The 11,497-nt window shown below is 42.1% G+C and carries 10 protein-coding genes and 1 pseudogene; 6 read left to right on the top strand and 5 right to left on the bottom strand.

The annotated features are described in order from the left end of the window. Positions 1-269: 269 nt before the first annotated feature. The gene (locus Q0541_RS06960) at positions 270-896 is read right to left on the bottom strand and encodes a CPP1-like family protein (protein WP_298907458.1); all 627 of its coding nucleotides are present in this window, start codon (positions 894-896) and stop codon (positions 270-272) included. Between the two features lie 648 nt (positions 897-1,544). On the opposite strand from Q0541_RS06960, the gene Q0541_RS06965 reads away from it, so the two are divergent. After that, the gene (locus Q0541_RS06965; RefSeq protein ID WP_298907459.1) at positions 1,545-2,264 is read left to right on the top strand and encodes a response regulator transcription factor; all 720 of its coding nucleotides are present in this window, start codon (positions 1,545-1,547) and stop codon (positions 2,262-2,264) included. A gap of 632 nt (positions 2,265-2,896) precedes the next feature. Here Q0541_RS06965 and Q0541_RS06970 read toward each other — a convergent pair. Beyond that, a pseudogene (locus tag Q0541_RS06970) lies at positions 2,897-3,088 on the bottom strand (DUF2811 domain-containing protein); the annotation flags it as partial. A 487-nt stretch (positions 3,089-3,575) separates the two neighbouring features. Here Q0541_RS06970 and Q0541_RS06975 point away from each other — a divergent pair. Further along, entirely contained in the window at positions 3,576-4,832 is a 1,257-nt protein-coding gene (locus Q0541_RS06975; protein ID WP_298907460.1) for an MFS transporter, read from the top strand. A gap of 41 nt (positions 4,833-4,873) precedes the next feature. Here Q0541_RS06975 and hisIE read toward each other — a convergent pair whose 3' ends face one another. Next, on the bottom strand, positions 4,874-5,524 hold the full coding sequence (gene hisIE / locus Q0541_RS06980) for a bifunctional phosphoribosyl-AMP cyclohydrolase/phosphoribosyl-ATP diphosphatase HisIE (RefSeq protein ID WP_298907461.1): 651 nt from the start codon (positions 5,522-5,524) through the stop codon (positions 4,874-4,876). Positions 5,525-5,619: 95 nt separating this feature from the next. After that, positions 5,620-5,814, bottom strand: a complete 195-nt coding sequence (locus Q0541_RS06985; RefSeq protein WP_298907462.1) for a ChaB family protein — start codon at positions 5,812-5,814, stop codon at positions 5,620-5,622. Between the two features lie 105 nt (positions 5,815-5,919). Between Q0541_RS06985 and hemL the strand changes: the two genes are divergently transcribed. The 4 genes from hemL (at position 5,920) to Q0541_RS07005 (ending at position 9,610) form a co-directional block, all read left to right on the top strand. Continuing rightward, positions 5,920-7,218, top strand: coding sequence for a glutamate-1-semialdehyde 2,1-aminomutase (gene hemL / locus Q0541_RS06990; protein ID WP_298907463.1), 1,299 nt, complete (start codon positions 5,920-5,922; stop codon positions 7,216-7,218). 630 nt (positions 7,219-7,848) lie between these two features. Next, the gene (locus Q0541_RS06995) at positions 7,849-8,757 is read left to right on the top strand and encodes a polysaccharide deacetylase family protein (protein ID WP_298907464.1); all 909 of its coding nucleotides are present in this window, start codon (positions 7,849-7,851) and stop codon (positions 8,755-8,757) included. Positions 8,758-8,890: 133 nt separating this feature from the next. Further along, entirely contained in the window at positions 8,891-9,193 is a 303-nt protein-coding gene (locus Q0541_RS07000; RefSeq protein WP_298907465.1) for a hypothetical protein, read from the top strand. A gap of 114 nt (positions 9,194-9,307) precedes the next feature. Further along, positions 9,308-9,610, top strand: coding sequence for a hypothetical protein (locus tag Q0541_RS07005; protein ID WP_298907466.1), 303 nt, complete (start codon positions 9,308-9,310; stop codon positions 9,608-9,610). A gap of 800 nt (positions 9,611-10,410) precedes the next feature. Here the strand turns inward: Q0541_RS07005 and Q0541_RS07010 are convergent. Continuing rightward, a complete protein-coding gene (locus Q0541_RS07010) occupies positions 10,411-11,268 on the bottom strand; it encodes a fasciclin domain-containing protein (RefSeq protein WP_298907467.1) in 858 nt (285 codons plus the stop codon). Positions 11,269-11,497 lie beyond the last annotated feature (229 nt).

Here is an 11,497-nt window from a genome sequence, read left to right on the forward strand (position 1 = left end):
CAACGTGAGTTTAACAAACTTCTCCCTGCCTTGAACTTTAGTTCAAGTCTGTCGCTCTGGGAGTCGGAGAGGGATAGGTTTTGCGTAGTAAAACCTCTTAGAGGTCTTTTGATTCGACTGATGTGACCAGTCAAACTCACGTTAATCAGCATTCAGGTTGCCAATTAAAGTAGGAGTCAGCATACCTATTCTGACTCCTGACTTTCTTATTTAAGAAGAACACACATAAACCACGTCTTCTTTATAGAAATTTGCTTGCAGGTAGCGGTTTAGCGGAGAAAGCTACTAACCAACCACAACAATATAAACGTCACTACAGTAGAGAACTGATTTATTCCCAGACTGATAAATGAGATTTGTGGTAACAGCCAGCTAGCAACTAGTCCCCCAGCGATTAAGCCAATTATTAAACTGACCAGGGTGAACAAAACTGCTCGGCCAAATTTACCTTCCTTGCGATTGAGAAAGTAAATACTGGTGCCTACCCCAACCACCAATGCTAACTGCAAAACCTGATCGCCTCCCTCTGGGTAAAACACACTAATAGAACTCAAACCAAGAAACCAAGCTCCTGGTAAGAGTATATCCGCAGGCGTTGGCTGATCCAGCATCCGTTGCAGCCATGCAGGTGACTGCTGACGAGGGGTTGGACTTTCTTTAGGAGGCGATTGCACTCGCAACTCTGGAAACCGGATACGCTCAGGGACTTTGATTTTACCTTCCTGGCGCATCCGTAAGCGATCCATTAAAATCGCATCGTAAGCTGCTTCAATTACTTCTAAATGCTTGGCATCGCCATTATGCTGCTCGAATAGGCGATTACGAGCATCCTGAATTTCATCGAAGCTAGCCTCTTCTGATACCCCAAGTTTTTCGTAGGGATTTTGATCGCTCATGGGAGTTTGTTACTTCAGCCTCAGTCAGCGGCAGTCTTTTGTCGAAGAAAAAAACGGCTTTAGGTTTTGTTTTAATCGAAACTAAAGTCTTGACCTATTTTATGCCCTACCAGGATAGTAGCACGGGTTAGTTTGATTGACTTTGTAATTTCAACTATAGTTACTTTAACATATCGCTATAACTCCGTGTATACCCTCATGTCGTTGTCCAGTTCTGGCTCTAATCTAGAATTTGAACGGAGAGTACCTAAAACATATAGTTTTTATGAAAAAATCAACTTTACTGTTTCAGATTTGGCAACTTACTGTGCCCTAATAGAGTTTTTTTAATTATACTGAATAATCGCTTGTGGTATATATCCACAATATCGATTTAAAATTGAAACGTTTTAAGTTACCACCTAACTGGGATCAAGAAGGTGTCTTGGTGTCAAGAACTGTTGCGGCTAAAGTCAGAGCGCCTATATACTGTGGCTAACACAAGTTTCGCGTTCTTATTGCCCACAATCCTGATTAGAGTATTTATTTTTGAATGATCAGGATTATAATGCCGTAGCCATGTAGATTCTTAGTTAGTCCAAAAGTGGCAACTGCGTTTTTACGCAACCCTCTTGTTAATCTTACGTATATTTGTGCAAAGTAATGGTCATGGCTCCTGCCAAGATTCTTGTAGTTGACGACGACCCTGCGGTTCGGAATTTAATCCAACGCTTTTTGATTAAGCAGAACTATCAGGTAGAGGCTGCCGAAGATGGAAAGACAGCCTTATCTCTATTTGAGCAATTTAACCCGGATTTGGTAATTCTGGATGTTAATTTACCAGATGTAACTGGGTTTAACCTCTGCCAAGAGATGCAAAGTCGTAATGGTGTTTTTGTTCTGATGTTGACTAGCCGTGCTGACGAAGCTGACAAAATTCGCGGCTTTTCTAAAGGTGCTGACGACTATCTCACCAAGCCTTTTGGGCTAGGAGAGCTAGAAGTCAGAGTCGGAGCTATTTTGAGGCGTCAACGAGTGATAACTAATGCCGAGCAGAAACGCTTGGTATTTGAAAAACTGATGATTGATCCGGTGCGACGAGAGGTGGCACTTAATAACCAACCAGTACCCTTAACTGCTCTGGAATTTGACTTGTTGCATTTTTTAGCCAGTCATCCAGGTCGAGTTTGGCGGCGTGCAGAACTAATCCAAGAGGTGTGGGACTATGAATATGTCGGCGACCAGCGGGTTGTAGATGTCCATATCGGCCAAATTCGCAAAAAGATTGAAATTGATGCTAGTCAGCCAGCATTAATTCAAACTGTACGTGGTGTAGGGTATAAGTTTGAATCTCCTCCTCACTCCCAGCACTTGGAAGCCAAGTCCTGAGTTTATAGTCTAGAGTTTTTTAACTCTTGACTGTTGACTCTTGGGCGAGGAATTAGTGAATTATCTTTGACTTTAGTAAAAGACAAATTTAGACAATCAAAATAGGGAGATATTCCTCAAATACAGACCAGTCCGTTATTTGAGATATTTCTTTATCCGTTTAAGACAGTGGACAGGTGAGAGAGTCCACTGGAAAATATTTCTTTGCATTTGACCGTTTTGGTAGATATAACGGTGCTTAGGTTGGAGTTCGTAGAGGCGCATAGCTATGCGCCCGCGCCCCTACAAACGTGTTTGTATCCAAAAGAAAACCGTTAGATAATAAGTACTAACGGTTAGCTAATATACTCAAGTCTTGCCTCAATTCTAAATCTTGCGCTATTACCAATAAGTTTTAGCAATAGGAGAAACTATTGGAACCTTTTTAAGGATCAGAATCTACTGATCTTTTTTGTTGTAATATTGCCCCGATATGCTCGATCGCTATTGGGTCAAAATCCCATTGATGGCGCACGGTTTGCGTGCCTTTATTAGGGCATGAGCCAGAATAACGCCCTTTATACCAGTACCTATGGGGTGTCTAGTAGATTAGCGGTTGCGGGTGAATCGATGCTGGGCATTTCTACTGAGGAGTGGTGGAACAAAGTTTCCAGATAGACTCGGGCAGCACGGCGATCGCTATCTCCATTTTGGAGTAAAAACAATGACAACGCCGCCGTCAATACCCTGTTTTCATCCCAATCGGGATGGGTTTCTAAGTAGGTTTTTAAGGATTCGTGGAGTGTTTCGGGAATTTCTGTAAAGATGCTAACCGTTGCTTTCATGAGATTTTCCTCCTATGAGGATAATCAAGAGGGACAAGTTGCTTGCGGTGAAACGGCCTAAAGCTACCTCACACGCTCTTTCGCTAGCCCGACAATCTGCGCCTACATCTCAGGTAATATATTTTACACATTTGATACCAACGGTTGAACGGACTACAAAAGCAAGCCGAATCATTGTGCGCTAAGAGGGGGTGGGTTTGTCAATGCTGCGAAATGTTAAAAGCCATTGTATAAAAAATAAATGCGAACGGAATAATCAGCTTTAGAGTCTATTTTTTGTTACTTTACTTTACAAAAACTCAGTCCTTGAAGTTCCTTGCCACAGTTAATTAACAATCCCCAGCAAGACGGCAAGAAGCCCATTAGTTCGTAGAAGACCTGTGGAAAACTGCTAAAATCCCTGTGGAAACCCTGTGGAATGAGTCAGGAAAATTGCTGCAAATGATAAGAATTACCAAAATGTCACAAAACTATGACATTTAAGCTCATGAAATTAACTTCTCAATCTCAGCTATCATCGTGGCTGCCCTCGATACATCCCCAGATATGGATTTTCGCAATTGGTAGATTTTTCTCGGAAGTTGGCACTGGCTTTACCGTGTTTTACGCCCCAATCTTTTATGTCAATCAAGTTGGTTTATCTGCAACTAGTGTCGGGCTAGCCTTGGGTAGCGCCTCGATTTCCGGCATTGTCGGGCGGATTGTAGGTGGTTCTTTGGCTGATTCTGGAGAATGGGGACGCCGCCGCACTTTGTTGCTAGCGACGGCGATTTCAGCAATTGGTTCTTTAGTTTTAGCTGCAACCAGTAATTTTACTATTTTGGTAATTGGTAGCTTGATTAGCGGTTTAGGGATAGGTTTCTATTGGCCGGCGGCTGAAGCTGTTGTTGCTGACGCCAGCCAGATTGACAATCGCCGGGAAACTTTTGCGATCGCCCGACTAGCAGATAATCTTGGGTTAGCTATAGGAATTGTGCTTGCTGGGTTTTTAATCGCGATAATTGGCAGTTATCGCTGGCTATTTGTCATTGATGCCATCTCTTTTATGGTATTTTTTGGGGTTGTCTATGTGGGAATTAATCAAACAGAACAACAGCAGATGGGGGAATCTGAAAAGACACAATATTTTGCTTCTTGGATGACAGTATTAAGCGATCGCCGCTTCCTTGTCTACATAGCAGTTAATATATTCTTCACAATCTATATTTCTCAAATCCATAGCACCCTCCCGCTTTACTTCAAAAACTTTGTGATCAAAAGTACTACCGAAGGATTTGCTCAAACTACGATTAGCGTTCTATTTGCTTGGCATCTGGTGCTAGCGATCATTTGTCAATTGCCTGTTACCACTGCCTTAAAACGCTGTTCTCACACACTCGCACTTACTGTATCTGCTATTTTGTGGGCAATAGGTTTTGGCCTGATTTGGGTAAGCGGTACTGCCCCATCTCATAATCTGGTTTGGGTAGCATTGGCATTGGGAGTATTTGCTGTTGCGATTGTTTCTTATACCCCATCTGCTGCCTCTTTAGTCACTGAGTTAGCCCCTGAAAATCAACGCGGCGTTTATTTCTCTATCAACGCTGTCTGCTGGGGTGTTGGCTATTTTATTGGTCATCCTTTGGGTGGATGGGCATTAGATCAACCGCGAATTATTACTAATAGTTTCTGGCTAGGCTTTTCTTTGAGTGTGGCGATCGTCGTGGTAATTTTACAGTACCTGAATCGAATTTGGGCTGATTAAAAGCTTCATTCCACCCACGGTAAAATGACTTATTATTCCCTCTATTGACGACGTTCTTGGAGCTTGCGATACACAGATTTTAAATCAACTTGATGGTGAGCTAAGGCAACCAAAGTATGATACAGCAAATCAGCCACTTCACCTGCGATCGCATCTGCTTCATCATCCTTAAAGGCCATTACCACCTCAGCGGTTTCCTCACCGATCTTTTTCAAAATTTTGTTATCACCACCTGCTAATAACTTACAGGTATAAGAACTTTCAGTAGGATTGTCGCGGCGATCGCATATTATTTGAAACAATTGCGACAATGTATCTCCTGGTGGTGGGGCAATTTTCCCTTCTATTTGGTGAAAGCAACTGCGTTCTCCAGTATGGCAGGCAACATCTCCTAATTGCTCTACTCCTATGAGTACCGCATCACTATCACAGTCATAACGGATACTTTGGACTTTCTGAATATGTCCAGAAGTCGCCCCCTTGTGCCACAATTCTTGCCGGGAACGGCTCCAAAACCAAGTTTCTTCAGTTTCCAAAGTCTTTTTTAACGACTCCTGATTCATCCACGCCATCATCAGAACAGTACCATCCAAATAATCTTGGACAATTGCAGGTACTAGACCGCGTTCATCGTAGCGAATTTCCTCAGTAGGGATGGCGTAATGCAGCGATCGCGAATCGTTAGAAGACATACCAGCTAATTTGCTCTAATGAGAATAATTCATGGATTTACGATACCATTCTGAATAGGGCAGCTGGCATGTTTTTTTAAATTTAACTATCTTATCTAGCTTTCAACAAAAGCATTCCGTTCCATAGCAGACTGCATCTTTACAGCACTCAACGCGACTTTGTGAGCTTTTGAGGCTTCGCCATACCAATGGATCGCCGAGTTAAAAGCTGCTCGGTAAAGATCCTGGTATGCTTCAGATAATCGAGTTTGAACATCTAAAGGCAAATCTTTATTCGACTTGTATAACATATTATTATTTTTCTATTCAGCTAATTTTACAGGATAGAAATTCTAAGCAGTTTTTGACACTATCCTAAGATAGAGCTTTTTATTGCCCACTGTTAGGAGAGAACCTTGGTAAATACCACAATTAAAACAACAAAATCACAAGAAGTTTTTGCCGCTGCTCAAAACCTTATGCCAGGAGGAGTCAGTTCTCCAGTTCGTGCCTTTAAATCTGTAGGCGGACAACCCATTGTTTTTGAGCGTGTTAAAGGCGCATATGTTTGGGATGTAGATGGCAACCAATACATAGACTATGTAGGCACCTGGGGGCCAGCTATTTGCGGTCATGCTCATCCAGAAGTAATTGCCGCGTTGCATGAAGCTTTAGAAAAAGGCACAAGTTTCGGTGCTCCCTCAGTACTAGAAAATGTTTTGGCAGAAATGGTCATCAATGCCGTTCCTAGCATCGAAATGGTCAGATTTGTCAACTCTGGAACTGAAGCCTGTATGGGGGTTTTGCGGCTGATGCGGGCTTTCACCAACCGAGACAAAATCATCAAGTTTGAAGGCTGCTATCACGGACACGCCGATACGTTTCTAGTGAAGGCAGGTTCTGGGGTTGCCACACTTGGCTTGCCAGACTCACCAGGAGTTCCTAAATCGGCAACTAGCACCACTCTAACCGCGCCTTTCAATGACCTAGAAGCAGTTAAAGCCTTGTTTGAAGAAAACCGCGACGAGATTGCTGGTGTCATTCTTGAGCCAGTCGTCGGCAATGCTGGGTTTATTGCACCTGATGCTGGCTTCCTAGAAGGATTACGGGAACTGACTCACGAGCATGGAGCCTTATTGGTATTTGACGAGGTGATGACAGGCTTCCGCATTGCTTACGGTGGCGCTCAGGAAAAATTTGGCGTCACTCCCGATTTAACAACCTTGGGTAAGGTGATTGGTGGTGGTTTGCCAGTAGGAGCCTATGGTGGTCGCCGGGATATTATGTCAATGGTTGCGCCCGCCGGTCCTGTATATCAAGCTGGAACTCTTTCAGGTAATCCCCTGGCGATGACTGCTGGCATTAAGACTTTAGAACTGCTGCAAAAGCCTGGTACTTACGAGTATCTTGACCGGATTACTAAAAAGCTAGCAGATGGTTTACTGCAAATTGCCAAAGAAAATGGTCATGCGGCTTGCAGCGGTCAAATCAGCGCGATGTTCGGCTTATTTTTTACCTCTGGCCCAGTTCATAACTACGAAGATGCAAAAAAGTCTGATACAGCCAAATTCGGACGCTTTCATCGTGCTATGTTAGAGCATGGTGTTTACTTAGCACCCTCTCAGTTTGAAGCTGGGTTTACGTCTTTTGCTCACACCGAAGAGGATATTGATCAGACTTTAGCAGTAGCACGGGATGTAATGTCGAGCCTGTAAGCTGTTAAGGAATTTTAAAATAAAAGAGTATGCAGTGACCTCTTGTGGGATGGGCAAGATGCCCATCCCACAAAATGGATGATTATATTGGAAATCCCTTTTTTAAGCGAGTTGGACAAAAGTAAGTGGGGGAGATTCTGTGACTCACTCTAAAGCCTTATTTGCAGAACTTTCAGCAGTCAATGGTGTTCACTTATCTTGCGCCGTCGGGGATCAAATAAATTTTTTAACGAATCTGCCCTGTACCGTCATCACTCAAGTAAGGTCACATCTTTGTCATAATTTCGCAATGGCTTTGTCAATACGATATGCAATATTAAACCTACATAAGTATATTGATGTTAACAAGGCAGGATTAATTGCCTTTTACAGTTCTCGAAATTCCCCTCATACCCCATAGTTTACAAAAATTAACGCGCAAGAAGGCTCTCACTTTCATGGTGAGGGTTTTGCTTATAGATACTTAGATTATCCGTAGGGTAAGCCATTTTTTCTGAGTCAAGGTTGGAGCTAACTTTAAAAAATATACCAATTATGCTGTAGCTTGCATGGCAAGGCTTACCAGAGGATAAAAAACTGCCAGAAGTATTGTGAAAAAAAAGATGGTTCGACCCTTGAAGGAGCTATGAAGTGGAGGAAAATAAGTCATTTTTTAGTCTGCAAAAAATATTAATTACGTTGCTTGTCTTGAGTGCCAGTTTGAGTGCTAGCACGATGATGCTTATCAAGTCAAGCTCCTCTGAGGCTGAAAGTACAAAGAATACAAATGTAAACAATCTACCAGTCAAGGTTGGAACTCAGCAGCAGATTGAAGAACTAAAAGCCACGATGCTTAACAGTTGGCAGCAACTAGCACAAATAAAGGGTTTCTCCTATGCTGTGCCACTACGTTTTCAAGGAGCAATAGTTGAGTCGGCAAAACTCACTCCCGAACAAAAAGTAATTGCTCTCACCTTTGATGATGGGCCATGGCCTGAGAGTACCGCGCAAGTACTGGATATTCTCAAAAAAAATCAGATCAAAGGGACATTTTTCCTCATTGGGCAAAACGTGAAGAATTATCCAGGCTTAGTAAAGCGGGAGATTGCTGAAGGTCACGTAATTGGTAACCATACTTGGCATCATTGGTATCAATTCTTTAATCCCCAAGCAGCTGCCTATGAAATTAACCACACAGCAGACCTGATTTATCAAGTGACAGGGATTAAAACAAATTTGTTTCGACCACCAGGGGGAATCATGCATAATGGGGTAGCTGCTTACGCTAGAAATAGCAAATATGCCATCATTCTCTGGTCATCTGACTCTGTAGACTACTCGCGTCCTGCTGTACCAAAATTAATTAATAATGTATTCAGGAAGGCCAAACCAGGTGGGATTGTGCTGATGCATGATGGTGGTGGTAATCGCTCTAAAACTGTGCAAGCTTTACCAGAAATTATTGCAAACTTTCGGAAACAGGGCTATAGCTTTGTTACTATCCCTGAACTTTTAGAAATGCAAGATAAAGATCAAAGGCTGATTGCAAACAAAAAGTAATTGTTATTTCGATGGAAATCAGTGGCTCTATGAATCGCCACTTGGCAACAAAAAACAAGTTTAATTTTTCTGGCGATTTGTAGGTTTTTTGTCTAAACTCAACTAAGAATAAGGTCTACCACTCAGGGAAATTATGAATAAAATTCTCATGGGTTTGCTTTGCGGCTCTAGCTTTTTTGCATTGACGCTCCTAACTGTTAATCCAGCTTTTGCAAAAGAGCTTTCTCCTCAGGATTTAACCTCTCCTAAGTTGAACTCGGCCCAGACGCAGACAGTTAATACATCTGTAAGTAAAAAATCCCCCGAATTTCCATCAATCAAATCTACTCAATCACTCGAGGAGCTTGCTATACAGAAGTTTGGCTGTGACTGCCCTGGCTGTCAAGCTCGTGTAAGTCAGATGGTATTACAAGGTAGTTTCCCTCAGCCTCAATAAAACTGGTGTCTGAGATGACATTACGACAGATATTGATATTGAGAATTTTTATAGCGATTTATAATTTTTCGTCTAAGCTCAACTTAAAGATCAAGTCTACTACTGGTGTAAATCATGAATAAAATTGTCATGTTTTTGCTTTGCGGCTCTAGCTTTTTTGCATTGACGCTCCTAACTGTTAATCCAGCTTTTGCTAAGAAGCTTTCTCCTCAAGATTTAGCCAATCCTACCTTAACACCCACTGACACACAGACAGTTGCTGCACCTGTTTCACAAGAATATCCCCAATACCCATCAATACATGCTAATGAAAGAGTTAAACAGCTTGCCATGCAGATGTTTGGCTGTGCCTGCGCCAGCTGTCAAGCTAGGGCAAGTCAGATGATACTACAAGGTAGTCTACCTATACCTCAGTGATTTAGATTAGGGACTCAGCCAATTGTAGTCACTTGCTGCTTTGAGGTTTTAATTAGCTAAGAACCTAGCTGAACGATGAACTATTTCTGGTTTCGTTAAAATTCCTTGTGTGGGACTAAAAAACTTACCTTTGAAAGCCTTTTTTAAGGGAAAAGTAGAGGGGATCAAATCTTATCCGAACTATATTGCAGGAACTTATAGGCGGGGCTGACTTTTCATGGCATGGAGAAAAACCAACGATAAACCTAACCCCCTAAGCCTTTTCCCTACAAGCAGGGCTGTTTCATTCCCCAAAAGCTCTGATTTACAAGCGTCTAAGTCAAAAAAAATCAGGTGATTAAAAAATCTGATTGGACAATAAAATGGCGATGCCAACTATACAAGATGCTTCTCTACCACAGGCTACGCCAACGCCAACGCACTGAAATTTGCTTGTTGAGACGGTAATTTATCTTTTTGCTACTTCCCTAAATTTCTCGCCGATGCTGTTGACAAAATCCCTGCTTCTCTACAAGGTGAGAGGACAATACGCTTGGGTTAGCGTCAAAAACCATAAACCGCGTAGGTTGGGTTTCGTTCCTCAACCCAATCTACGATTCTCCTTAATCCAAGCGTATTGGGTGAGAGGAATGGAAGTGAGGTTTTCTATATCCTGTGAAAAGTTAGGTAGGCACGGTTACCAATTTAACTCACCTTTATTACAAAAAAAACCGTTCAAAATTAACATCTGAACGGAATTTTTACGTATTAATACTTGATGCCAGTCTAGTTCTGTTACTGGCTATACTTGTACTTAAAAATTACAAGTCAGGAGGCAAAATCACCTGATCAATTGCGTGGATTACACCGTTACTGCCTGTGATATCTGCCTGTGTCACTTTAGCATCATTGACAGTTACACCGGTAGCAGGATCAACCTTAACGTTGATTATGCCGCCTTCAAGGCTTTTAACTTCGCCAGACTTTAAATCAGTGGACAATATCTTACCAGGTACTACATGGTAAGTTAAAATCTTCATCAATACTTCTTTGTTACCTGGCTTTAACAATTCTTGCAAGGCATCTGGTGGCAACTTAGCAAAAGCTGCATCTGTGGGTGCAAAAATAGTTAAGTTATCTTTGCCTTGCAAAGCTCCAGTCAATCCTGCTGCTTTCAAAGCCTTGGTTAAGGTGGTAAAAGAAGCGTTTGACTCTGCCAACGCTAACAAGTTTTTGCCTTGATTGTCACTTGCCCCTGGACCTGGTGGAGTTGGAGTAGGTGTCTCAGTAGATGGTACTTGTGTTGGTGGTGTGGTAGGTTGAGATTCTGGGATAGTGCGCGGGGTACGGGGTGTAGGTTCACTAGGTGTAGCGTTACCACCACGGTTATAGGGAGGCTCGTTGAAAATACTTGGTCTGGGATTTGTTACACCACTTGTCTGCGCTACTTGTTTGCGTTTGGTATTGCCTTTTTCTGTTTCGGAAGCAGCCTCAGCAGGTGTGTATTGAGCGTTTACTTGAAGGCGTTGACCCTGGTTATATGGGGCTTCGTTGAAAATACTAGGGTTAGGATTTAGCGCCAATTTCGCATCAGATGGTAAAGTAATAAGAAGGCTGAAACTAGTGAATCCTGCTATACCTGTCAACGCGGTCAGCAATTTGCTGTAATTCGTCTTCATAAATTTTGTTTGTCTTTTTTGTCTATACATCACATAAAGATTTATAACATTTTGCTATGCACAAAATCTAACTTGAGAGGGAAGTAAGATTTTTCTCCAGGATAACTTGTGTTGATTAGGTTAAATATCTAACCTCGACTCACGCTTGACAACTACTAAATATACTTACCATATATTTCATGTAAATTGAGCAGATTTTCTGCATTACACCAAAAGGAGTTAAAAAGCC

This window comes from uncultured Nostoc sp. (assembly GCF_937863485.1).
In the GTDB taxonomy this organism is placed as follows: Bacteria; Cyanobacteriota; Cyanobacteriia; order Cyanobacteriales; family Nostocaceae; genus Nostoc.